The 23,400-nt window shown below is 69.1% G+C and carries 21 protein-coding genes; 7 read left to right on the top strand and 14 right to left on the bottom strand.

What is annotated here, in order from left to right:
* Positions 1 to 110: 110 nt before the first annotated feature.
* From ftsH to AC3QL2_RS05695, 13 genes are all read right to left on the bottom strand, one after another.
* Positions 111 to 1,928 (bottom strand): ATP-dependent zinc metalloprotease FtsH, encoded by a 1,818-nt coding sequence (gene ftsH / locus AC3QL2_RS05755; protein WP_493231907.1) that lies wholly within the window; start codon positions 1,926 to 1,928, stop codon positions 111 to 113.
* A gap of 269 nt (positions 1,929 to 2,197) precedes the next feature.
* Positions 2,198 to 4,042: a DEAD/DEAH box helicase gene (locus tag AC3QL2_RS05750; RefSeq protein ID WP_493231909.1), complete on the bottom strand. Its 1,845-nt coding sequence runs from the start codon at positions 4,040 to 4,042 to the stop codon at positions 2,198 to 2,200.
* A 241-nt stretch (positions 4,043 to 4,283) separates the two neighbouring features.
* Positions 4,284 to 4,703 (bottom strand): YbaN family protein, encoded by a 420-nt coding sequence (locus AC3QL2_RS05745; protein WP_493231911.1) that lies wholly within the window; start codon positions 4,701 to 4,703, stop codon positions 4,284 to 4,286.
* Between the two features lie 366 nt (positions 4,704 to 5,069).
* Positions 5,070 to 5,858 carry an ABC transporter ATP-binding protein gene (locus AC3QL2_RS05740; protein ID WP_493231913.1) on the bottom strand — a complete coding sequence of 263 codons (789 nt, stop codon included), beginning with the start codon at positions 5,856 to 5,858 and terminating at the stop codon, positions 5,070 to 5,072.
* On the bottom strand, positions 5,855 to 6,877 hold the full coding sequence (locus AC3QL2_RS05735; RefSeq protein WP_493231915.1) for a FecCD family ABC transporter permease: 1,023 nt from the start codon (positions 6,875 to 6,877) through the stop codon (positions 5,855 to 5,857). The genes AC3QL2_RS05740 and AC3QL2_RS05735 overlap by 4 nt, the downstream gene beginning before the upstream one ends.
* Positions 6,874 to 7,296: an ExbD/TolR family protein gene (locus AC3QL2_RS05730; protein WP_493231916.1), complete on the bottom strand. Its 423-nt coding sequence runs from the start codon at positions 7,294 to 7,296 to the stop codon at positions 6,874 to 6,876. The genes AC3QL2_RS05735 and AC3QL2_RS05730 overlap by 4 nt, the downstream gene beginning before the upstream one ends.
* The gene (locus AC3QL2_RS05725) at positions 7,296 to 8,048 is read right to left on the bottom strand and encodes a MotA/TolQ/ExbB proton channel family protein (RefSeq protein WP_493231917.1); all 753 of its coding nucleotides are present in this window, start codon (positions 8,046 to 8,048) and stop codon (positions 7,296 to 7,298) included. The genes AC3QL2_RS05730 and AC3QL2_RS05725 overlap by 1 nt, the downstream gene beginning before the upstream one ends.
* A 2-nt stretch (positions 8,049 to 8,050) precedes the next feature.
* A complete protein-coding gene (locus AC3QL2_RS05720) occupies positions 8,051 to 8,794 on the bottom strand; it encodes an energy transducer TonB (RefSeq protein ID WP_493231919.1) in 744 nt (247 codons plus the stop codon).
* A gap of 10 nt (positions 8,795 to 8,804) precedes the next feature.
* Positions 8,805 to 9,212, bottom strand: coding sequence for a hypothetical protein (locus tag AC3QL2_RS05715; RefSeq protein ID WP_481117608.1), 408 nt, complete (start codon positions 9,210 to 9,212; stop codon positions 8,805 to 8,807).
* Positions 9,213 to 9,524: 312 nt separating this feature from the next.
* Positions 9,525 to 9,899, bottom strand: a complete 375-nt coding sequence (locus tag AC3QL2_RS05710) for a globin domain-containing protein (protein WP_493231921.1) — start codon at positions 9,897 to 9,899, stop codon at positions 9,525 to 9,527.
* 23 nt (positions 9,900 to 9,922) lie between these two features.
* Positions 9,923 to 10,966, bottom strand: coding sequence for an ABC transporter substrate-binding protein (locus AC3QL2_RS05705; RefSeq protein ID WP_493231922.1), 1,044 nt, complete (start codon positions 10,964 to 10,966; stop codon positions 9,923 to 9,925).
* 3 nt (positions 10,967 to 10,969) lie between these two features.
* A complete protein-coding gene (locus AC3QL2_RS05700) occupies positions 10,970 to 11,833 on the bottom strand; it encodes a substrate-binding domain-containing protein (RefSeq protein ID WP_493231924.1) in 864 nt (287 codons plus the stop codon).
* An 8-nt stretch (positions 11,834 to 11,841) separates the two neighbouring features.
* Positions 11,842 to 14,139, bottom strand: coding sequence for a TonB-dependent receptor (locus AC3QL2_RS05695; RefSeq protein ID WP_493232312.1), 2,298 nt, complete (start codon positions 14,137 to 14,139; stop codon positions 11,842 to 11,844).
* Positions 14,140 to 14,507: 368 nt separating this feature from the next.
* Between AC3QL2_RS05695 and AC3QL2_RS05690 the strand changes: the two genes are divergently transcribed.
* Genes AC3QL2_RS05690 through AC3QL2_RS05680 form a run of 3 tightly spaced genes read left to right on the top strand, consistent with a single transcriptional unit; the run spans position 14,508 to position 19,217 of the window.
* Positions 14,508 to 16,562 carry a TonB-dependent receptor plug domain-containing protein gene (locus AC3QL2_RS05690; RefSeq protein ID WP_493231925.1) on the top strand — a complete coding sequence of 685 codons (2,055 nt, stop codon included), beginning with the start codon at positions 14,508 to 14,510 and terminating at the stop codon, positions 16,560 to 16,562.
* A 10-nt stretch (positions 16,563 to 16,572) separates the two neighbouring features.
* Positions 16,573 to 17,874 (top strand): ABC transporter substrate-binding protein, encoded by a 1,302-nt coding sequence (locus AC3QL2_RS05685; protein WP_493231927.1) that lies wholly within the window; start codon positions 16,573 to 16,575, stop codon positions 17,872 to 17,874.
* Positions 17,874 to 19,217: a di-heme oxidoreductase family protein gene (locus tag AC3QL2_RS05680; RefSeq protein ID WP_493231929.1), complete on the top strand. Its 1,344-nt coding sequence runs from the start codon at positions 17,874 to 17,876 to the stop codon at positions 19,215 to 19,217. The genes AC3QL2_RS05685 and AC3QL2_RS05680 overlap by 1 nt, the downstream gene beginning before the upstream one ends.
* A 189-nt stretch (positions 19,218 to 19,406) precedes the next feature.
* On the opposite strand, the gene AC3QL2_RS05675 is transcribed toward AC3QL2_RS05680, so the two are convergent.
* Positions 19,407 to 19,835 (bottom strand): TOBE domain-containing protein, encoded by a 429-nt coding sequence (locus AC3QL2_RS05675; RefSeq protein ID WP_493231931.1) that lies wholly within the window; start codon positions 19,833 to 19,835, stop codon positions 19,407 to 19,409.
* 166 nt (positions 19,836 to 20,001) lie between these two features.
* Here AC3QL2_RS05675 and AC3QL2_RS05670 point away from each other — a divergent pair, with 166 nt between their 5' ends.
* From AC3QL2_RS05670 to modC, 4 genes are read left to right on the top strand one after another with little or no spacing between them, the layout of a single operon-like run.
* On the top strand, positions 20,002 to 20,829 hold the full coding sequence (locus AC3QL2_RS05670; RefSeq protein WP_493231932.1) for a TOBE domain-containing protein: 828 nt from the start codon (positions 20,002 to 20,004) through the stop codon (positions 20,827 to 20,829).
* Between the two features lie 25 nt (positions 20,830 to 20,854).
* Positions 20,855 to 21,613: a molybdate ABC transporter substrate-binding protein gene (gene modA, locus AC3QL2_RS05665; RefSeq protein WP_493231934.1), complete on the top strand. Its 759-nt coding sequence runs from the start codon at positions 20,855 to 20,857 to the stop codon at positions 21,611 to 21,613.
* A gap of 14 nt (positions 21,614 to 21,627) precedes the next feature.
* Positions 21,628 to 22,314, top strand: a complete 687-nt coding sequence (modB, locus tag AC3QL2_RS05660) for a molybdate ABC transporter permease subunit (protein ID WP_493231936.1) — start codon at positions 21,628 to 21,630, stop codon at positions 22,312 to 22,314.
* Positions 22,311 to 23,393: a molybdenum ABC transporter ATP-binding protein gene (gene modC, locus AC3QL2_RS05655; RefSeq protein ID WP_493231938.1), complete on the top strand. Its 1,083-nt coding sequence runs from the start codon at positions 22,311 to 22,313 to the stop codon at positions 23,391 to 23,393. The genes modB and modC overlap by 4 nt, the downstream gene beginning before the upstream one ends.
* The last annotated feature ends 7 nt before the right edge of the window (positions 23,394 to 23,400 follow it).

Here is a 23,400-nt window from a genome sequence, read left to right as displayed (position 1 = left end):
GCCCGTCGCCCGGCGGCGAAGCGAGGCGGGGCGCGCCTTGGCGCGCAGTGCGGGCATTGTAGCCCGCTCCGTCGCCAGGCGGGCGGCTGCCGCGCGTGTGCCCGTTTTGCCTATACCGATTCGATACGTGCGTGGATGGCCTTCAGGTCGGCTTCGTCGAGGGTCTCGCGGGCCAGCAGGTCGTGGGCGGTTTCCTCGAGGATCGCCCGGCGCGCGGTGAGGATGGACAGGCTGCGCTCGAAGGCCGCGGCGACGATGCGGCGCACCGCGCAGTCGATCTCGCGGGCGGTCTCCTCGGAGTAGGCGCGCTCCTGCGGCGGGGCCGCGTTCTGGCCGAGGAAGTTGGCCTTGTCGGTGTCGTAGGCCACGTTGCCGAGCTCGGCGTCCATGCCGAAGCGCATGACGATGGAGCGGGCGATGGAGGTGACCTTTTGCAGGTCGTCGGCGGCGCCGGTGGATACTTCGCCGAAGACGATCTGCTCGGCCGCGCGGCCGCCCAGCAGCACCGCCATCTTGTTCTCCAGCTCGGCGCGGGTCATCAGGAAGCGGTCTTCGGTGGGGCGCTGGATGGTGTAGCCGAGGGCGCCGACGCCGCGCGGGATGATGCTGATCTTGTGCACCGGGTCGGTGCCGGGCAGGCCCATGGCGACCAGCGCGTGGCCCATCTCGTGGTAGGCGACGACGGTGCGCTCGTGCTCGTTGAGGACGCGGTTTTTCTTTTCGAGGCCGGCGACGATGCGCTCGACGGCCACCGTGAAGTCGTCGACGGTGACCGACTGGCCGTTGCGCCGTGTGGCGACCAGCGCCGCTTCGTTGCACAGGTTGGCCAGGTCGGCGCCGGAGAAGCCCGGCGTCAGCGCGGCAACCTTCTCGGGGTCGGTGTCCGGGGCGAGGGCGATCTTCTTCATGTGCACCGCCAGGATCGCGATGCGGCCTTTTTTGTCGGGGCGGTCGACGAGCACTTGGCGGTCGAAGCGGCCGGCGCGCAGCAGCGCCGGGTCTAGCACCTCGGGGCGGTTGGTGGCCGCCAGCAGGACCAGGCCGGAGGATGAGTCGAAGCCGTCCAGCTCCACCAGCAGCTGGTTGAGGGTCTGTTCCTTCTCGTCGTGGCCGCCCATCGCGAAGGCGCCGCGGGCACGCCCCATGGCGTCCAGTTCGTCGATGAAAATGATCGCCGGGGCCTTGGCGCGGGCCTGCTCGAAGAGGTCGCGCACGCGGGCCGCGCCGACGCCGACGAACATCTCGACGAACTCGGAGCCGGAGATCGAGAAGAAGGGCACGCCGGCCTCACCGGCCACCGCCTTGGCGATCAGGGTCTTGCCGGTGCCCGGCGGGCCGACCAGTAGCACGCCCTTCGGCACGCGGCCGCCGAGGCGGCCGTAGCGCTGCGGATCCTTCAGGAAGCCGACGACTTCCTTCAGCTCGTCCTTGGCCTCGTCCACGCCGGCCACGTCCTCGAAGCTGACGCCGGTATTGGCCGCCACGTAGACCTTGGCCTTGCTCTTGCCGAGGTTCATGAAGCCGCCGCCGAGGCCCTGCTTGCCGGCGAACTTGCGCATCGCGAACATCCAGATGGCGACGAAGATGACTGCCGGCAGCACCCAGCCGAGGATGTCGCGGAACAGAGTGTTCTCGACGACGCCGGTGAATTTGACGTCGTACTGGCCGAGGTCCTTGGCCAGCGCCGGATCGACGCGGGTGGTGACGAACTTCTGGCGGCCGTCCTGCAGGGGCTGCTTGAAGGTGCCCTGGATGGTGTTGTCGGCGATGGCGATCTCGGCCACCTCGCCGGCCTTCACCATGCGCTGGAACTCGCTGTAGGGCACCGGCTCGACGGTGCGCATCTGCACCCACAGGTCGTGCAGCGTGAAGATCGCAAACAGGGCGAAGACGAAGTACCAGAGGCTGAACTGGGTTTTCTTTTCCATGGGCTGGAGAGGAGGGAAGTGCGGGGCGTGGATCCGATATGGGGGCGGGGTGTGCCCATTCAAGCGCTGGGTTCTGATTGGGGTGGGTCGGCGCGGGATCTTCTGTCAAGACCGGACCTCGCTGCGGGAGTTCCCTGTGCGACGCCAGCGGTGCTGGTGTATTGCCCTTGCAAAGGGGGCGCCCCTTTGTTTGGAGCAACAAAAAACGGCACCCGAAAGTGCCGTTTTTTGTTGTTGCGTGCCCCGCGCAGGGCGGGGCGCCGGCTTCCTCAGCGGTTGCCGTTGTTGCTGCGCGGCGAGAACAGCGCGGCCGGCTTGATGTCGCCGGTCTTGCGGCCGGTCAGGGTGACGGCCGGACGGGTGCTTTCTTCCAGCGCGGCCGGCGTGCCACGGTTCGGGTTGCCACCGTTCCCACCCTTGCCACGTCCCCCCTGGCCGCCGTTGCCCTGGCGGTGGAGGTTGAAGCTGGCTTCCGGGTCACGGTATTGCGGCTTGGCCTTGGACTTGTAATCGACGCGGTTGCCGAAATCGTCGTCCGAGTTGGCATTCTGGCGGGGGGCGCGTTGCTCGCGGTTGCCCGGTTCGCCGCCACCCTGGGGCTTGCCGTCCTGGTTGCGACCTTGACGACCCTGGCGGTCCTGCGGCTGTCCCTGGCGGGCGGGGCGGCCCTGGCCTTGCCCCTGACCCTGCTGACCTTGTCCTTGGCCCTGTCTTTGGGGGCGGGACTGCTGGCCTTGGCTCTGACCTTGGGCCTGCTCCTGGCCTTGGCCCTTAGGCTTGGCCTGGCGTTGGCCTTGTTTCTGACCCTGACCCTGCTTCTCGCCTTGCTTCTGGCCTTGGGATTGACCTTGACCCTGGCCCTGGCGGCGATCGCGGCCGCCGTTATGGGCTCCGCGGGGTTCGCGGGGCGGGCGCTCGTCGCTCTCGGCGGGGGCCGCGGAGGGCACGAAGTCGGGCACCTCGACCTTGTCGATGAGGCGCTTCATCAGGCGCTCGATGTCCTTCAGCAGCGGCAGCTCTTCCCGGTCCACCAGGGACACGGCGGCGCCGGAGGCGCCGGCCCGGCCGGTGCGGCCGATGCGGTGCACGTAGTCTTCCGACACGTTGGGCAGGTCGAAGTTGACGACTTGCGGCAGCTGGTCGATGTCGAGGCCGCGGGCGGCGATGTCGGTGGCGACCAGCACCTGCAGCTTGGCGTCCTTGAAGTCGGCCAGCGCGCGGGTGCGTGCCGACTGGCTCTTGTTGCCGTGGATGGCTGCAGACGGGATGCCGTGCTTGGCGAGGTATTCGGCCAGCTTGTTGGCGCCGTGTTTGGTGCGGGTGAACACCAGCACCTGGAACCACTGGTGCTTGTTGATCAGGAAGGCCAGCAGTTCGCGCTTCTGCTTCTGCGGGCACAGGTGCACCGATTGCTGCACCAGCTCGGAGGCGGTGTTGCGGCGTGCCACCTCGACGAAGCCAGGGTTGTGCAGCAGGCCGTCGGCGAGGGCCTTGATCTCGTCGGAGAAGGTCGCCGAGAACAGCAGGTTCTGGCGCTTCTTGGGCAGCAGCGCGAGGATCTTCTTGATGTCGCGGATGAAGCCCATGTCGAGCATGCGGTCGGCCTCGTCGAGGACGAGGATCTCCACGCCGGACAGGTCGATGGTGCCCTGGTTCTGGTGGTCGAGCAGACGGCCCGGCGTGGCGACCAGGATGTCCACCTTCTTCTTGAGTTTGGTGATCTGCGGGTTGATCGCGACGCCACCGAACATGACCATCGACGTGAGCGGCAGGTGCTTGCCGTAGGTCTGCACGGATTCCTCGACCTGAGCCGCCAGTTCGCGGGTCGGCGTGAGGATCAGGCAGCGTGGGCGGCCGGCCTTCTGGTTATGGGCGTGCGCTTCCGACAGGATGTGCAGGATCGGCAGCGTGAAGCCGGCGGTCTTGCCCGTACCGGTCTGCGCGGCGGCCATCAGGTCGCCACCGGCGAGAACCTGCGGGATGGCCTGGGCCTGGATCGGGGTGGGGGCCGTGTAGCCGGTTTCGGCGATGGCCTGCTGGATGGGCTCGCTGAGGGCGAGATCGGCAAAAGTAATCGCAACCGGCGCCGGGGCGGCGGACTGGACTTGAGTCATGGGATGTCGGGCTCCTGCGACGGCCTGACCGCTCTTGGGAAGCGGCACCAATCGGGGCGGACGCAACGAGAGTTCGTGATCGCGGGGCGATCAGTCGAAACGGATGAAAGAGTGACCTGTACGCTGATTGGCTTGCGCAAGGCCCCAGAATTGTACGGGCTTTGGCGGTTCTTTGGGGTGTTTTTTGGCGCTGGCGTGCTGCGTTTCGGGGCGCCGCACGCCAGCGCCGGGGCCGGAAGCCTCAGGCTTCCGGCCGGGTGGCGACGTAAACGCCGGCGACGATCTGCGGCAGGCCGGCGATGGCCAGCAGCACTGGCGAGTTCTGCAGCGCGAAGACGCTCATGGCGAGCCCGAAGCTGAGGCCGCCGAGGGCGAAATGCTTGCCGCGCCGGCTGATCGTGCCGCTCTCCATCCACGCGCGCACATGCGGGCCGACCGCGGGAACCGTGTACAGCTTATGCTGCAGGCGCGGACAGCTCTTGCTCCACGCCCATGCGGCGACGATCCAGAAGATGGTGGTGGGCAGCAGCGGCAGGAACAGGCCCACCGTGCCCACCGCGAAACAGGCCCAGCCGATCAGGAACAGGCTCTGGCGGCCAATGAGCTGGATGAGGCTGGGGGCCGGCGGCGCGACGGCGTCGTGGCAGGTGTCGGGGGGCATGATGCTTCCTTTCTTCTTATGGGCACTGGGCCGGCTTGTGGCCGGAGCGTGCCGATGTATGTGCTGAACGGTCTGCAGCAGCAGGGCGGGTCGCGCGTCGCCGACGGGAAGGCGGTTGCGCCGCCCTTGGTCGCTGCCACGCGGGAAAAGCCCCGGCTTCTGTGTAGTCAGCGTCTCCGTCCCAATGGTTCCTGCATCCCGTCATTTGGGTTGGATATGAAGATCGCGCGGAGATTCCGGCGGTCGGCGACGCACGCGGCAAGCCCTGCGGAGCGTGGTGAGGCCAGTATCGGTGGAGGCGGGAGGGAGCGTCCAGTTAATTGATTCTCTGCATTGAATAGAAATTATCTATTCATCAGTCTGGCGTCAGATCGCCGGGGAAACCGTCGCCGGCACGAAGACCAGCCGCCCGTCGGCGAGGCGGTGAGGCTCCACGTCCACGTCGTAGAGGCTGCGCATCAGCGGGCGGGTGATGATCTCCGCCGGGGCGCCGTCGGCGGCGATGCGGCCGTCCCGCAGGATCGCCACGCGGTGGGAGCCGTGCAGTACATGGTCCGGGTGATGGGTGGTCTTCAGGACGCCGAAGCCGTCGGCGGCCAGGCTGCGCAGCAGTTCGAGGAGGCGCAGCTGGTTGCCGTAGTCGAGGCCGCTGGTCGGTTCGTCCATTACCAGCAGGCGGGCGCCCTGGGCGAGGGCGCGGGCGATCAGCGCGAGCTGGCGTTCGCCGCCGGAGATCTCGGTGTACGGGCGTTCGGCCAGGTGTGCGATGCCCAGGCGGGCGAGGGCCTCGTCCGCTGCCTGCCGGTCGGCCGCCCCGAGACGGCCCGTGAGGCCGGCGTGGGGCAGTCGGCCGAGCAGCACGACATCCCGCACCCGGTAGGGAAACGGGCTGACATGCACCTGCGGCACATAGGCCAGCCGGCGGGCCAGCAGGCGCCGCGGGATCGACGCGATGGGCGTGCCGTCGAGGTGGATCGCGCCGGCGGCGGGGCGCAGCAGGCCGAGGAGCAGGCGCAGCAGGGTACTCTTGCCGGCGCCGTTGGCGCCCAGCAGGGACACCACTTCGCCGGTGCCGACCTGCAGGTCCACGCCGTCCAGCACGGTCCGGCCGCGCCAAGCGTAGCGCAGGCCGCGGGCGAGCAGCACGGCGCTCATGCCCACGCCTTCCGGGCACGGCCGAGAACCAGCAGGAAGACCGGGATGCCGATCAGCTCGGTGACGATGCCGATCGGGATCTCCGTCGTGCTCCAGGTTCGCGACAGGCTGTCGGCGCCGAGCAGGAACAGGGCGCCGAGACCGGCGCTGGCGGGCAGCAGGCGGCTGTTGCCGGGGCCGACCAGGAGGCGTGCGATGTGCGGCACGATCAGGCCGACCCAGCCGATCATGCCGGCCAGCGATACGGTGAGTGCCGAGACCAGCGTGGCGGCGGCGATCACCGTGTAGCGCACCGCGCGCACGGGCACGCCGAGGCTGCGCGCTTCATCGTCGCCCATCGACAGCGCGTCGAGGGCGCGCCCGAGGGCCGACAGCAGCAGCACGCCGCCGCCGATCGGCAGGGCCAGGCTGCCGACCTGGGTCAGGTCGGCCACCGCGAGGCTGCCCATCAGCCAGTAAACGATGGCCGGTAGCTGGTTGTAGGGGTCGGCGACGTACTTCACCATCGACAGCAGGGACGAGAACAGCGCCGCGCTGACGATGCCGCCGAGCACCAGCATGACGATCGCGCCGCCGCCGAACAGTGTGGCGATGCCGACCCCGATGGCCACCGCGGCGACGCCCATCGCGAAGGCCAGCGCCTGGACCTGCAGCCAGTCCAGCGACAGCAGGATGCCGAGGGCCGCCCCGAAGGCTGCGCCGGCCAGCACGCCGAGCAGGCCGGGGGATACCAGCGGGTTGCGGAAGACCGCCTGGAAGGCCGCGCCGGAGCTGGCCAGTGCGGCGCCGACCAGCACCGCGGCGAGGACCCGCGGCAGGCGGATGCGCACGACCAGGTTGTAGAGCACCTCGAACTCTTCCGGCGGCAGCGGCCGCCAGCCCAGCGCCGCGCCGAGCAGGTGCAGGATGTCGTCCATCGGCAGCGGGTAGCGGCCTATGCTCAGCGCGGCCAGCATGGCGGTGCCGAGCAGGGCCGGCAGGCCGAGGAGCGGCAGCAGGGGATGGCGGGCGAGGCTCATCGTGGCTCCGGGCGCGGGTCGCTGACGAAGCCGATGCGGCTCACCCCCTGGCGGGAGGCCGTCGCCATGCTGCGCGCCACGGCTCCGTAGGGGGTGGCAGCGTCTGCCTGCAGGTGCAGTTCGGGAACCGCCTTGAGCCGTCCGGCGGCGCCCAGGCGGCTTTCCAGTTCGGCGCTGGAGATCGCCTGGCCGTTCCAGAACAGCTGCCCGTCGGCAGTCAGCCCCAGGCGGATCGCGTCGGGGCGGGGCCGCGTCGGGGCGCTTGCGGCACGCGGCAGTTCGATCTGCACCGAGTGGGTCAGCAGCGGCGCGGCGACGATGAAGATCACCAGCAGCACCAGCATCACGTCGATCAACGGGATCATGTTGATCTCGGCGATCGGGCGGCGCTCGCCGCCGGGGGTGAGGGAGAAGCCCATCACGCGGCCCTCGCGACGGGGGCTGCGTGGGCGGGCGCAGTCATGGCTGCTGCGTGGGCTTCATCGATGGCCGGCGCCAGGCCGCTGACGAGGAAGCCCAGTAGTTCATGGGCGAAGCCTTCCAGTTCGTCGAGCAGGCGACGGTTGGCGCGACCCAGCGCGTTGTAGGCCAGCAGCGCTGGGATCGCCACGGCGAGGCCGCAGGCGGTCATCACCAGCGCTTCGCCGACCGGGCCGGCGACCTTGTCCAGGCTGCCGGCGCCTTCCGCGCCGATGCCGACGAGGGCGTGGTAGATGCCCCACACGGTGCCGAACAGGCCAACGAAGGGGGCTGTTGCGGCGACCGAGCCGATCAGCGCGAGGCCCGCGTCGAGGCGGGCGCCCGCTTCGGCGAGGCCGCGGTTGAAGGCCTGCAGCAGGAACACGTCGGGGGCCGACAGCTGGATCGCCGCCTGGCCGTCGCGGCGGCCGTTCCACTGGCGGCAGGCGTCCAATGCCAGGCGGGACAGGCGCACCCACGGACAGCTTGGCGGCTGGGCGGCCAGCAGGCGCTCGAAGGCGGCCGGCGACGCGCAGGCGGTGAGGCCCGCGGCGGACAGCCGCCCCTGGCGCCGCAGCTGGAAGACCTGCCAGCTCTTCAGGGCGATCTGGTACCAGCAGGCGAGGGACATCGCGAGCAGGGCGGCGAGCACCAGGCGCCCGAGGGCGTCGGCGTGGGACAGGGAATGGAGGATGCCGCTGCTGTCTGCCATGGTCAGGATCTCCGCAGGGTGAAGTTGATGGGGACGATGACCCACGCGGCCACCGGGCCGTCGCCCTGACGGGCGGGGACGAAGCGCCAGCGGCGCACCGCGTCGATGGCTGCCTGGTCGAGGCGCTCGAAGCCGGAGCCTTGATGCACCCGGATGTCGCCGGCGCGGCCGTCGGTGGTGACGAAGACCCGCAGCTGCACGTTGCCCTGTTCCCGCAACTGGCGGCTGGCGGCGGGATAGTCGGGGGCTGGGTTGCTCAGGTAGTCGGCGTCGAAATGCGGCGGGCTGTCCGTCACCGGGGCGGCGCTGTGCGACGCTGGCGTGGCGGCTTCGCGGGGCGCGGGAGATTCGTGGGCGCGGCTGTCCGGGGTGCTGTCGGCCGGTGGGGGGGCGCTGGGCGCAGGGGCGGCTGAGGTGGCCGGTGAGGGGGGCATTGCCACCGGACGGCTGGACTGCAACGGTGCCGCTGATGGTCGCGCTGCCGGCCGGGGCGCCGGTGAGGCTGCGGTGCGGGCCTGCTGGGGGCGGGGCGTCGGTGGCGTGGCTGTTGGTGCTGCGGGGGGCTGCGGCGTGGGCACCGTGGGTTCGGCGATCCAGGCGACCTGCAGGATCTTCGGTGCTTCCGTCTGCGGCGCCGGGGGGCTCAGGGCCAGCAGGCCCGCCGCGGCCAGGCCGTGGGCGGCGAGGACGACGCCCGCCGCGCCGAGCCGGGGGCCCGCTGCCGGGGCATGCACCGTGGCGTTCATCCCGTCCGCCTCAGCGCGGCATCGATTCGGCGAGGGAGAAGAAGCCGTGGGCCTTGTCCAGCTCGCCGTCGCGGACGACCACCCGGTGGATCAGCCAGCGACCGTCACGCAGGCGCCAGGCGCGCAGGGACTCGGCGTAGGCCAGGGTGCGGAAGGCGGTGGGGATCTCCGGCCCGCGGCTTTCCTCGAGCACGTAGCTGTGGGCGCAGTAGCAGGCGTTGTCGTCCTCGTCGCGGCCGAGGATGCGGGCCGCGGTGACCACGTAATCCATGTAGTGGTCGAAATACAGGGGCGCGATGACCTGCTCCTGCCATTCGGGGGGCAGGCCCTCGTTCCAGCGGATCGAGGTTTCCGTGCGGCGGGTGTGGCCGGGGCGGATGTCAAAGTATTGATGTGTATATAGCGTTGCGTGAGACATGGTCGAGCCTCGTTTGTCGGTGGCAACTCCGGCCGTGTCGGCCGTCAGTGTCGTTGTTATTACAGTCTTTGTCGGTTGTACTTCAGAAACCGTGGCCTTGCGCCGGATTTGGCGCATCACGCCGTTTCGTTATGTACTTGTGCAAATAGCGTGCCGGTGGGCAGGAGCCGCGGCGGCGTGCCTTGGGCGGTGTGCGGAGCGGGCCGGAGCGCGGCCAGGGGCGTGGGTTTCCGCTGCCATGCACCCAAAAAAGGCCGTGCTCCGTTGCCGGTGCACGGCCAAGGCGCGCTTTACGCGAGCTGGAGTCTCACATCATGCGAGAGCGGTGGGGCCGCGCTGGGCGGCCATTGCGGCGTAGGGGCGGCGGGCCGGCGCCGCCTTGGTGGTACGCCGGTTGATCATGCGGATCGACATGGCTTCCAGCCAGTTCCAGTATTCCTCGCGCACGTCGTCGGGGAGGCCTTCCTCGTCCAGGGCCTGCCACAGGAGATCCAGCCAGGTTTCGCGGGCGGCTTCGTCGATGGTGAAGGGGAAGTGGCGCGTGCGCATGCAGGTGTGGCCGAACTGCGGCGTGAAGTTCGCCGGGCCGCCGCAGCCACAGGCGGGAGCGTCGGCGGACAGTAGCGGCAGCTCCGTGGTGGAGGTGCTGGAAGCGGACGGAGCGGTCGAGGAAGGGGCCTGGCACATGCGGGCAATCTCCGGAAAAAGGGTCAGGGACGGGGCAGGAGTTCGGCGAGGTCGCCGTCGCTGACCTGCGTGTGCAGGAACAGACGGTAGAACTCGCGGGTTTCCCGGCGCAGGTCCAGCGGCAGGCGGTTGGGGTAGAACACGCTGGCCAGCCACTGGGCGCCGAGGGCGCGCATCGCGGAGGGCGGGCGGTCGAGCCAGTTGAAGGGCCAGCGCGGCACCGCGTAGATGTGGCCGTCCTTCACCGCGCGGATGGCCTGCCAGCGCGGGTCGCTGCGCACGGCGGCGGCGAACTTCGGGTCCTGGGCGAGGATCACCTGCGGGTCGGCGGCGATGACCTGCTCCAGGCTGATCGCCTCCATGCCCATGTGGGTACGGGGCTCGCAGCGGTGGATGTTGTAGCCGCCGGCCAGTTCGATGGCCTCGGTGTGAAAGGAACGGTGGCAGTCGGTGGTGAGGCCGGCCGGGCCTTCGGCGTAGTAAACGCGCACTCGTTCCTTTTCGGGGATGGCGGCGATGCCGGCCTGCAGGCGGGCCAGGGCCTTCTCGACGTAGGTGGCCTGGGCTTCACTGGCCTTGCCGTCACGGCCCAGCAGGCGGCCGGTGAAGCGGAGCGCCGCCGGCCAGTCGGCGAGGGTGTCGAGGTGGATGAAGACCACCGGCATGCCGATGCGGCCGAAGAAGTTCTCCACCATCTCCCGGTCCACGAAGGGGCTCTGCCAGGCCAGCGCGATCTGGGCACGGGTGCCCAGCACTTCCTCCGGGTTGGCAGCGCGGCCCATGCCATAGACGCCGCCGAGCACCGGCAGGTCGGCGAGGCCGGCGGGCAGGTAGCGGCGGGCTTCCGGCTCGAAGACCAGGTTGACGCCGACCATCGTCTCGGGCGCGACCATCGCCAGAAGCACGCTGAGCGGCGGGGCGGAGCCGTAGACGCGCTTGATGCGCTCCGGCACCTGCACACGGCGGCCGGCCATGTCCACGATCTCCCGTGCCGGTGCAGGCGGAGCGGCGAGGAACAGTAGCGCCAGCAGGCTCATCGGGCGGAGGAGGGCGAGAAGAAAACGCATGGCTTACTCCGGGCTGGGCAGGCGCCGGCCGGTGGCCGACAGGGGGAAGATCCACGGGCCGCCGGCGGCCCGGTCGGCAGCGATGAGATCGGCCTGGCCCCGGGGCCCGGTGAGGTAGTCGGCGATGCGGTGGGCCAGACGGCGGCGCGGGCCGTCGGCCGGATGGCGCGGGCCGGGCTCGACCACCACGAAGACCCGGCGCATCGCCGGATCGCCCTTCAGCAGCACCTTGAGACCGGCGTCGGGCATCTTGCCGAAGGCTACCGGCATGTGCCCGACCACCGCGTAGGCGCCCTGGCGGGCGGCGGACAGCAGGACTTCCTGCGGGCGCTCGGCGTCGTCGTAGAGCTGCTGGCGCGGGCCGGGGCGCAGGCCGGCCTGGCGCCACAGGTGCTGCACGATGGTGAAGCTGCCGGGATCGCGGAAGGCCAGCAGCGGCGCGTCGTGGGCGGCGATGCGGCGCAGCGCCTCGGCGGCGTCGGGTGCGTCGGCGATGCCGGCCGGATCGCTGGCGGGGCCGACCAGCACGTGCTCGTTGAGGGCCCAGGCGCGCAGCGGCGCGGCGTAGCCCGCGGCGAGGAGCTGGAAGGTCTCGTCGCTGCCGTGGATCACCAGCAGGTCGGCCTCGCCGTGCTGGAAGACCGGTACGACGCTCTCCTTGGGCGCCGCGGCGACCAGTTCGATGGCAACGCCGGTGGCCTTGCTGGCCCGGCGGGCCAGTTCAGGCCACACGCCGGCCATCACCGGGCCGCCGACCACCGCCACGTGCAGTACCGGTGGCGTGGGGTTGGCGGTGGCGGGCCGGGCGACGGCCAGCAGCAGGCCGGCCAGCAGCGGCGTCAGGCGCCGCAGGTTGAGGGATGTCATCGCGGACCTCAGAAGCTCAGCGCCAGCTTGCCGAGCAGGGTGCGCGGGTTGCCGGGGTAATAGTTGGTGGTGCCGGTCTGCAGGTCGCCGGAGTCGATCAGGCCGAGGTACTTGCGGTCGAACAGGTTGAGGGCGCTGAGGCTGGCATCCACGCGGGTCGGGCCGATCTGCCAGTGGTAGCCCAGTTCCAGGTCCACCAGCGTGTAGCCGCCGAAGCGGTTGGTATGCACCGAGTCGTCGTAGCGGCCGCCCATGTAGCGCAGCAGCGGCACGGCGCGGAAGTCGCCGGCCTTCCATTCGGCGCCGAGGGTGCCGATGAGGCGCGGGGTGTCGGGGAACTGCTGGCCCTTGACGGCCACGACGGTGCTGGCCGCGGTGCTCAGGTTCTCGTCGAACACTGCGCGGCTCCACGACGCGCTGCCGAACAGGTTGAGGCTGGGGCGCGGTTCCCAGCCGGCGGCCAGTTGCACGCCGGCCAGGTGGCCGTTGCCGATGTTCTGGCCGTAGTTGAGGCCGACCGTCGGGTCATACACGTTCACCGACTTGTTGTTGATGCTGGCGTAGTAGACCGTCGGCTCCACGTAGCCCTGGGCGAAGCGCAGGCGCAGGCCGAGGTCGGCGGCGTCGTCGGTTTCCGGCTTGAGCTTGTTCCACAGGCTCTGGGCGAGGGCCTGCTGGCTGGCCTTGAGGTTGCGGATGTTGCTGTTCCAGATGTCGAAGGAGGCCGGGCCGATGTTGCGGCCGGCCGAGAAGCGCCCTTCGACGGCCGGCGTGAAGGCGTAGCGCAGGCCGAACCACGGCAGCACCTTGTCGACGGTCTGGCCGTCCACCGCCACCGAGACGCCCGGCGAGGCGGCCAGCGCGGCGCGGTAGGACACGTCGCCGACGCCGGTCTTGGTGTACTCGGCGAGGCTCGGCATCTTTTCCTGGAACCAGCGCAGGCCGCCTTCGACCTGCAGCGCCTGGTACTGCCAGGAGGCCATCGCGAAGAGGGTCTGGAAAACGTGGCGGCCGGTGACTTCGCTGAGGGTGGTCCAGCCCTGGTTGCTGCTGCTGGCGGTGGCGGCGGCCCAGCTCAGGCCGCTGGCGGTGGCGGTGTAGAAGCGCTGGGCGTTGGGCGGGCCGGGGGGCTGCATCGACGTGTAGCTGTAGCCGGCCTTGAGGCGGGTGGCGTCGATGCGGGTTTCCACGTCGGCGCTGGCGCCGAAGCTGTTGTGCTCCATGATCCACTGGCGGACCTTGTTGGTGCCATTGGCATCGAAGGTGGAGCCGGACTCGTCGAAGCTGAACAACTTGAGGCGGGCCCGGGTGTCGTTGCTGACGCGGTATTCGGCCTCGCCGATGTAGGCCTGGTTGTTGAAGCTCTGGCGGTTGTAGGCGTAGTAGTTCTGGTAGTTGCCGGCCACCGGCTTGGCGTCGTAGCCGGTGTAGCGGTAGGTGGACAGGTCGAGGGCCTGGGCGGCGGTCAGCGGCTTGTAGTTGTTCTGGTCGATGTTGCTGTTCACCGCCAGCAGCTTGAGTGTGAGCTTGCCCAGGTCGGTGGCGACGGCCAGCAGGTAGTTCTCGCGCTCGGCCTGGCCGGGGCCGCGCCACAGGTTGGCGCGGGCGGTGGAGGCGGACGCGGCGATCCGCGTATTGGCCGGGCCGAAGCTGCCGCTGTCCACCCGTGCGAAGTAGCGCTCGAAACCGTTGTCGCCGCTGGCGGCGGATAAGCTGCCGCCGGCCTGCTGCGTCGGCCACAGGATCTGGCTGTCGAGGGCGCCGGCGGTGTTGAAGAGGGCGGCCTGATCGGGTGCGATCGGCCCCTGGGCCAGGCTCACGCCGGCCAGGTTCTCCACGTCGAACATCTGCAGATAGCCGGGGCCGGGGTTGATGTTGGACAGGGTCAGGCCATCCACGGTGCCGACGGCGCCGTGCCAGGCGGCGATGCCGCGCACCCGCATGCCCTTGTTGCCGCCGATCCGGCTGGTCAGGCCGTAGGGATCGAGGGCCTGCACCTTCACGGCCGGCAGGCCGGAAACCATCGTGTAGGGATTGGTGCCGCCTGCGGCGCCGAAGGTCTCGAGGCCGTCCGGGCCGACCTGGTACGCCGTGGCGGACGTGTCCGGCCGCGAAGACAGGAAGCCGGCGTAGCCGGGTTCCGCAGTGCCGGTGACCTGAACCACGCCCAGCGTCGGCGTGTCGGCCGCGCGCAGGTCGGCGGAAATGAGAATGCTGGCGAAGGCGGCCCCGACCGCAGCGGCGACAGGCGTGGGAATGGAGGGGCGGGCCGTCGGGCGACGGCGCGGGGCGGAGCGGATTCTCATGGTGGACACGAACCTTATTCGATATGTTGTTACTGATATAGCGTTGTTAGCACCTGGCGTGCCTGTTTGCTGCGTTGCACCCAAATGAAGGCTGTCTTGCCTGTTTCGGTGCGTACGGAAACGGTGCGAAGTCCATTCTTGCGGCGGATCAAGTTATTTGCGGTGGAGCTCAATAAGCCTTCAATTTGTAGGGTTTCAGACATCGTTATGTAGTAAGTTACACATCGATACAAAGTTCTGCTTGGGTTTGTGTGCGGTGCACAAGGATTTTTCCGCAGGCACGGTCATTGCTGGGATTGAGCGGAAAAAGATCTGTCTTTCGATATATACAAATTTATATAGATGGTGTTCAGGGGGTCTCTGTGAAGATGAAAAAGAAACAGATGCAGGCGTGGGTGATGAGCGGCGTGTCGGCGGCGCTGGCCGGATCGGCGGTGGCGGCGGACGGGGTGTTCCAGCTCGGTACGGTGGATGTGGTGGCCAGCCCGGTCGATGCGGCGGTGCCGGGGGAAACCGTGATCAAGGGCGAGGCCCTGCGCCAGTTCAACCGCGACACCCTCGGCAATGCGGTGGCGCTGACGCCGGGGATCAGCCTGTCCCGCAACAGCCGCAACGAGGACATCGTCTATCTGCGCGGCTTCGACGTGCGCCAGGTGCCGCTGTTCATCGACGGCATTCCGGCCTACGTGCCCTATGACGGCTATGTGGACTTCGGCCGCTTCACGACCTTCGACCTGGCGGAGATCCGCGTCGCCAAGGGCGCTGCATCGCTGCTCTACGGACCCAACACGCTGGGCGGGGCGATCAACCTGGTCAGCCGCAAGCCGGTGAAGGAACTCGAAGGCGACCTGCGGGCCGGCTTCGGCGCCGGCGGCCTGCAGAAATACGCCGCCAACGTGGGCAGCAACCAGGGCATGTGGTACATGCAGCTCGGCGCGTCCTACACCGACAGCAACTACTTCCCGCTGTCGAACAATTACTCGGCGAAGTCCATTCCGACCAGCGCCAGCAACGCGACCCGCAACGTGCTGGAGGACGGCGGTCACCGGGAGAACTCCTACCAGACCGACTCCCGCCTGTCCCTCAAGCTGGGCCTGACCCCCAACGCCACCGATGAATACGCCATCGGCTACGTTCAACAGAACGGCCGCAAGGGCAACCCGCCCTACGCCGGCAATGCGCCGGGGCAGTACCTGAGCATCGGCGGCGGCGCCAACAGCCGCTTCTGGCAGTGGCCGTACTGGAACCTGGAGAGCACCTATTTCATCGCCAACGTGGCGGTCGGGCAGGACCACGTCGTCAAGGCTCGGGTGTACCAGGACAACTACGACAACAAGATCCTCGCCTACTCCAACGGCAGCTATTCCTCGCTGATCGCCAACACCACCAACTTCCCGAGCTGGTACAAGGACTCCACCACCGGCGTGTCGGTCGAGCTGGACAGCTTCGCGTTCAGCGGCCACGAGCTGGCCATCGCCTACCACTACAAGGAAGACAAGCACCAGGACAACGGCCTGGCCCTCCGCAAGAACTACCGGGATGTGACCACCTCCATCGCGGTGGAGGACATGATCCGCGTGTCCGACCTGTGGCGCCTGCGCCTCGGCGCCAGCCACGACCAGCGCGACGCGAAGGAGGTGTACTACTGGCCGACCGGCTCCACGTCCGGCACCAACTGGCTGGCCGAGCTGACCCGCAAGCTTGGCGGCGGGGCCGAAGCATTTGCCAGCGTCGCCCACAAGACCCGCTTCCCGACCATCAAGGACCGCTACTCGGCGTCCCTCGGCAGCGGCCTGCCGAACCCCGACCTCAAGCCCGAGCGCGCCCTCAACGTCGAGACCGGCCTGCGCGGCAGCCCGTGGGGCGGCGCCCGCGGCCAGGCCAGCCTGTTCTACAGCCGCATCGAGAACCTGATGCAGCGCGTGAACATCATCCCGGTGTCCCTGTGCAACCAGCCGGGCGTCGGCGCGGCGACCTCCTGTGCGCAGCTGCAGAACATCGCCGAGGCGCGCCATGCCGGCGTCGAGCTGTCTTTGGAGCAGACCCTCGGCCACGGCTGGACGGTGGGCGGCAACTACACCTACCTCGATCGGGAGAACCGGACCTCGACGACCCCGCTCACCGACACCCCGCGCAACCGCCTGTTCGCCTACGCCAGCTGGAAGCCCGCCGACCGCTGGGAATACCAGGCCTCGGTGGATGCGGAGAACGGCCGCATGGTGGCCTACGGCAGCGGCAACGCGGCGACCTACGTGAAGATGGGTGGCTTTGCGCTGGCCAACGTGAAGGCGGTGTACAAACCAGTGCCGGCGTGGGCGCTGGAGGTGGGCGCGACCAACCTGTTCGATGCCAACTACGCGCTGGCCGACGGCTACCCGATGCCCGGCCGCATGTGGTTCGCCAACGGTTCCTACAAGTTCTGAGGACGTGGTCATGGACAGCCTGCACAAACCTTCCCGCCGCGCCTTCGTGCGTGCCGCCGGCGCCCTTGCGGCGGCGGGGGCGTCCAGCCGCCTGTGGGCGGCGCCAACGAAGGATGTAGTGGTGCTCACCGCCTACCCGGACGCGGTGGTGTCGCGTTTCGAGGCCGCTTTCGAGAAGGCCTGGCCCCAGTACCGTCTGCGCATCGTCTGGCGCATGCCCCACGACGCCTTGCCCTACCTGCGCCAGGCGGGGCAGGGTGGCGTGGACGTGTACTGGAGTGCGTCGCCCAAGACCTACGCCCAGCTCAAGGACGAGCATGCTTTCCGCAAGCTGCCAGTGAGCCTGGAGGGCCTGCCGGGGCGGGTCGGTGGCAGTGTCATCAACGATCCGGACGGCTTCTATGCGGCGTCCGAGGTGGCCGGCTACGGCTTCGCGGTGAACCCGGCCTACCTGCACAGCCACGGCCTGCCGGCGGCGGCCGACTGGAGCGACCTGGCCGATCCGGTGTATGCCGGCCACCTGGCGGTGCCGGACCCGGTGGAGGTGGGCTTCGCGCCGGTGCTGGTGGACATTCCGCTGCAGGCCTACGGCTGGGACATCGGCTGGGCGCTGTGGAGCGCCATCGCGGCCAATGCGGCCTTTACCGGGCGCGGCGGCACCTTCGTCAGCGACGAGATCGGCGGCGGGCGCAAGGGCATCGGGCTGTCCATCGACTTCTTCGTCGCCTCGGCGGTGGCCAACGGTGCGCCGGTCAAGTTCATCTACCCGCGCCAGGGCGGCGTCAATCCGGCCCACATCGCGGTGACCGCCGGCAGCCCGAACCCGGACGGCGCGAAGGCCTTCGTGGACTTCGTGCTGTCCGAGGCCGGGCAGAAGATCCTCGCCCACCCGGACATCCGCAAGCTGCCGGTGCGGCCGTCGGTCTACGCGGGCTTGCCGGCCGGCTACCACGATCCCTTCGCCACCGCCGCGCGGGGCGGCTATCTCTACGACAACGCCCGTGGGCGCGGCCGCGCGGCGCCGATTGCGGCGGCCTTCGGGCAGGCCTTCGTGCGCCCCCATGCGCGCCTCGTTGAGCTGTGGCGGCGCCTGCATGCGGCCGACGGAGCGGCCTGGAATACGGTCTGGCCGCTGCTGACGGCGCCGCCGCTGAAGGAGGCGGAGGTCGACGATCCGGCGATCCAGCGCGCCTTCTTCGCCCGCCGCGACGACCCGGCCGCCGAGGCGCTGGCCGCCGGCCTGGAAAAAACCTGGGCGAGTCGCGTGGATGAGCGTTACGCGAAGGCTGCCAGCCTGCTGGGGGTAGCCTGATGCGGCGGCTGGGTTTTCTGTTGCTGGTGTGCGGCATTCTCGCCGGGGCGCCGGCCCGGGCCTCGGCGGACTGGCAGGTGGCGGACGCCGGCCGTGAGGCTTTCGCGCGGCCGCTGGACGGCCTGACCGACGCGGAGCGGGACCGTTTCTTCCACGGCCGCTCCCTGTTCAACCAGAGCTGGGTGGTGGCGCCGGCCAAGGACGACCAGGTGGACGGCCTCGGGCCGCTGTACAACCGGCTGGCCTGCATCTCCTGCCACGCCCGCAACGGCCGCGGCCTGCCGCCGGAGCAGCCGGACGAGCGCATGCAGTCGATGCTGGTACGGCTGTCGGTGGTCGGGCGGGGCCCGCATGGCGGACCGCGACCCCACCCGGCCTATGGCGACCAGTTCAACGAGGAAGGCATTCCCGGCGTGCCCGGCGAGGGGCGCGTGCGCCTGGGCTGGATCGAGTCCAAGCACCGGCTGGCGGATGGCGAAGTGGTCTCGCTGCGCCGTCCGCGGCTGGCTTTCACCGAACTGGGCTACGGGGCCATCGGCAGGGTGCTGACCTCGCCGCGGGTCGGCCAGCAGGTGGTGGGCATGGGGCTGCTCGATGCGGTGTCGGCGCAGACCCTGGCGGCGCTGGCCGCGGAGCGCAAGGCGGACGGCGTGAAAGGGCGTGTAAACCGGGTGTGGAATCCGGAAACCGCTGCACTGGAGGCCGGCCGCTTCGGCTACAAGGCCAACATGCCGACGCTGCGCGCACAGATCGCCGGGGCTTTCCTGGGCGACCTGGGAATCACGTCCGACCTGCATCCGGCGCAGAACTGTACCGCCGCGCAGTCCGCCTGCCGGCAGGCGCCGAACGGCGGTACGCCGGAGCTGAGCGCCCGCCAGCTGGACGACGCGGAGTTCTACCTGGCCCACCTGGCCGTGCCGGCCCGCCGCAATGCGGACAGCGAGGCCGTGCGGCGCGGCGAGGCGCTGTTCGTTGCCAGCGGCTGTGCGCAGTGCCACCGGCCGAGCCTCTCGACTGGTGCGTCGCCGCGTTTCCCGCGCCTCGCCGGGCAGACCATCGCGCCCTATACGGATCTGCTGATCCACGACATGGGTTCCGGGCTGGCCGATGGCCGGCCGGATTTCGCGGCCTCGGGGCGGGAGTGGCGCACGCCGCCGCTGTGGGGGATCGGGCTGACGCAGACGATCAGCGAGCAGCAGCGCTATCTCCACGACGGCCGCGCGCGCAGCTTGACCGAGGCGATCTTGTGGCATGGCGGCGAGGCGAAGGTGGCGAGCAAGCGCTTCGCAGCACTGCCGGTTGGGGAGCGTCGTGCGCTGCTGGCCTTTCTTGAAAGCCTGTGAGGCGAGGGGGATTACCTGGGGGGAGAAACTGGTTCCTGATTGATACGCAAATAAGCTGCGCAAATGCACTGCGATTGGGCGTTCGCTGTATTTAAGTGCATATAGGGCGCTGCGGCGCAGTGCAGCAGCTTGTGTGGCGCGTATCGCGGTGCGTGCCGGAGGAAGGGGGGCGGAACCGGGTTGGTGCGCTCAGCTGACGAGGCCGAGGATTACCGATGGGGCCTTGAACGCGGCGGTGGCCGGAGCGCCGACTTTCAGGCCGAGGGTGACTGAGCTTTCATGGGTGATCGTGGCGTGGACGGTCTGCCCGTTGCCGAGGGTGAGGGCTACGTCGGTGCTGATCGGCCCCTCGGTGATCGCCGAGATCGTCCCGTCGAGGCAGTTGCGGGCCGACAGCCTGGCCCCCGTGCCGCCGGCCACGAGCAGTACCGACGAGGCTTTGACGAAGGCCTGGACGGGGGTGCCGGCGGCGAGGTTGAGTTCCCTGACCGCGTCGTTGGCGACGGTGGCGACGATCTTCAGGCCGCCGGGCAGCGCCACGTCCACCTCGGAATTGATGGTGCCGAGCGTGATGGCGTCGATGGTGCCGTCGAAGGCGTTGCGGGCGCTGATCTTCATGGGACGTTCTCCGGAAACGATGGCTGCGGGTGCCAGCATGCGATGGTGCCGCCCGCTTGCGCAAGGGCGTCGATTCCTTTCAAGCGTGCCGCGCTGCGGGTTGGTGGCCCGCTATTTGCTGGAGTACAGTACGCTCCGTTGTATATCGATATATATAGGAACAATAATGACAACCCGCCGCACCATTCACCACAAGCTTGTCGGGAAGCTGACAGTCGATACCGAGTTCGGCACCTTTCTCGGCGACACGCGCATTCGCCTGCTGGAGGCCATCGACCGCTACGGCTCGATCTCCCAGGCCGCCAAGGCCGTACCGCTGTCTTACAAGGCGGCGTGGGACGCCGTGGACGCGATGAACAACCTGGCCGAGGCGCCGCTGGTGGAGCGTTCGGTGGGCGGCAAGCATGGCGGCGGTACCAACCTCACCGACTACGGCCGCCGCGTCATCGCGATGTACCGGGCGGTGGAACAGGAATACCAGGAAGCCATCGACCGCCTGTCGGCTCGCCTCGGCGACGGCGGGGAGGGCAGCATGCGCCAGTTCCAGACCCTGCTGCGCCGCATGTCGATGCGTACCAGCGCGCGCAACCAGTTCGCCGGCACGATCAGTGGCCTGCGCGAAGGCGAGGTGAGCTTCGAGGTGCGGGTGCGTCTCGACGATGCCAACGAAATCGTCGCGGTGATCACCCGCGAGAGTGCCGAGACGCTGGAACTGGGCATCGGCCAGGACGTGCACGCCTTCGTCAAGGCGCCATCGGTGCTGCTGATCACCGATCCGCAGGCGCGCACCACTGCCCGCAACCACCTGTGGGGCGAAGTCAGCCGCATCCACGAAGGGCCGGTGAGCTCGGAAGTGACGATCACCTTGCCCGGCGGGCGCACCGTCACCTCGGTGGTGACCCACGACAGCATCAACAACCTCGGCCTCGCCATCGGCACGCCGGCCTGTGCGGTCTTCCAGGCCACGTCGGTGATCCTCGCCATCTTCGACTGAATTTCAACCTGACCGGAGTCCTTCGATGAAACCTTCCTTCCGTTCGCTCGCGCTGTTTGCCGTCCTCGCCGGCTCCTCCCTGCTGGCCCAGGCTGAAGAGGTGTCGGTGGCGGTGGCCGCCAACTTCACCGCGCCGATGCAGAAGATCGCCGCCGAGTTCGAAAAGGCCACCGGCCACAAGGCCCAGCTGGTGTTCGGCTCGACGGGCAAGTTCTACGCCCAGATCAAGTCCGGCGCGCCCTTCCAGGTGCTGCTGGCGGCCGACGACGAAACCCCGGCCAAGCTCGTCAAGGAAGGCGACGGCGTGGCGGGCAGCAGCTTCACCTACGCGATCGGCAAGCTGGTGCTGTGGTCGCCGAAGGCTGGCGTGGTGGACGACAAGGGCGACGTGCTGAAGGGCGCCAGGTTCGAGCACCTGTCCGTCGCCAATCCCAAGCTGGCGCCTTACGGCCTGGCCGCGATGGAAACCCTCAAGGCCCTCGGCCTGGCCGACAGCCTGCAGCCCAAGATCGTCCTCGCCGAGAGCATCGGCCAGGCCCAGCAGTTCGTGTCGTCGGGCAGTGCCGAGCTGGGCTTCATCGCCTATTCGCAGATCCACAAGGACGGCAAGCTGATCGACGGTGGCTCCTACTGGCTGGTGCCGTCCAAGTACTACAGCCAGATCCGTCAGGACGCGGTGGTGCTCGGCAAGGGCAAGGGGCATGCCGGCGTGGAGGCGCTGACCGCCTTCCTGAAGTCGCCGACCGCGGCGGCGATCATCAAGTCCTACGGGTACGAACTCTGATCGATGGTTGAGCGATGGAATTGACACCGGAAGACTGGTCGGCGGTTCGCCTGACCCTCGAGCTGTCCACCCTCGTCACGGTGTTGTTGCTGATCATAGGGACCCCCATCGCCTGGTGGCTGGCCCGCACCCGGTCGCGCCTGCGCGGCGTGATCGGAGCGGTGGTGTCGCTGCCCATCGTGCTGCCGCCGACGGTGCTGGGTTTCTACCTGCTGGTGCTGATGGGGCCGCAGGGGGCGGTGGGGCGCTTCACCGAGGCCCTCGGCTTCGGGCGGCTGCCCTTCACCTTCACCGGCCTGGTGGTGGCCTCGATCATCTATTCGTTGCCCTTCGTCGTGCAGCCGATCCAGAACGCCTTCATGGCGATGGGCGACCGCCCGCTGGAGGTCGCCGCGACGCTGCGCGCCTCGCCACTGGCCACCTTCTTCACGGTCACGCTGCCGCTGGCCCGGCCGGGCTTCATCACCGCGGCCATCCTCGGCTTTGCGCATACGGTGGGCGAGTTCGGCGTGGTGCTGATGATCGGTGGCAACATCCCGGACAAGACGCGGGTCATCTCGATGCAGATCTACAACCACGTGGAAGCGATGGAGTACGGCCAGGCCCACGGCCTCGCCGCCGGCCTGCTGGCCTTTTCCTTCATCGTGCTGCTGGGGCTCTACGCCGTTGGCGGGCGCAACGGGCTGGGAGGCGGGCGATGAGCGACGCCGGCATCCAGCTGCAGTGCCGCCTGCCGCTGGCGGATTTCACCCTCGAGGCGGACCTGAATCTGCCCGGCCGCGGCGTGACCGCGCTGTTCGGAGCTTCGGGTTCGGGCAAGACCTCGCTGCTGCGCTGTGTGGCCGGGCTGGCGAGGCCGGTCGGGCGCGTGGAGATCAACGGCGAATGCTGGCAGGACGACGCGCGGCGGATCTTCCTGCCGACCCACAAGCGCGCCCTCGGCTATGTGTTCCAGGAAGCCAGCCTGTTCGCCCACCTGTCGGTGCGCGCCAACCTGGAGTTCGGCATGAAGCGCATCGCCGCTGCGGAGCGCAAGGTCGGCTGGGAGGCGGCGGTCGAACTGCTGGGCATCGGCCATCTGCTGGAGCGCGGCACCGCCGCGCTGTCCGGCGGCGAGCGCCAGCGGGTGGCAATCGCCCGGGCGCTGCTGACCAGTCCGCAGCTGTTGCTGATGGACGAGCCGCTGGCGGCGCTGGACAGTCGGCGCAAGCAGGAGATCCTGCCCTATCTCGAACGCCTGCACGACGAGCTGGCGACGCCGATCCTGTACGTCAGCCATTCGCCGGACGAGGTGGCGCGGCTGGCCGATCACATGGTCTTGCTGGAGCAGGGCAGGGTGACGGCCTGCGGGTCGACCGCCGAGCTGCTGGCCCGCCTCGATCTGACGCTGGCCCTCGACGAGGACGCGGCGGTGCTGGTGGACACCCAGGTCGTCGGCCATGACGAGGATTACCAGCTGACCCGCCTGGGTTTCCCCGGCGGCGTCATCAAGGTGACGCGCAAGGCCCTCGACGTCGGGAAGCGGGCCCGCCTGAAAATCCAGGCCCGCGACGTGAGCATCGCGCTGACCGGCGAACACCCGTCGAGCATCGTCAACCGCCTGCCGGCGCGCATCGTCGGCTTCGGCGACGCGGCGCACCCGGCCCAGTGCCTGGTGCGCCTGGATGCGGGCGGCACGCCGCTGCTGGCGCGCATCACCCGCCTGTCGAAAGACCAGCTCGGCCTGCGCGAAGGCCTGCCGGTCGTCGCGCAGATCAAGTCGGTGGCGCTGCTGGCCTGAATGTGGG

It is taken from the genome of Zoogloea sp. GW822-FHT05C07 (assembly GCF_058800215.1).
The sequence above is the reverse complement of the archived record's forward strand: the minus strand, read 5'-3'. Positions and strand labels throughout refer to the sequence as shown.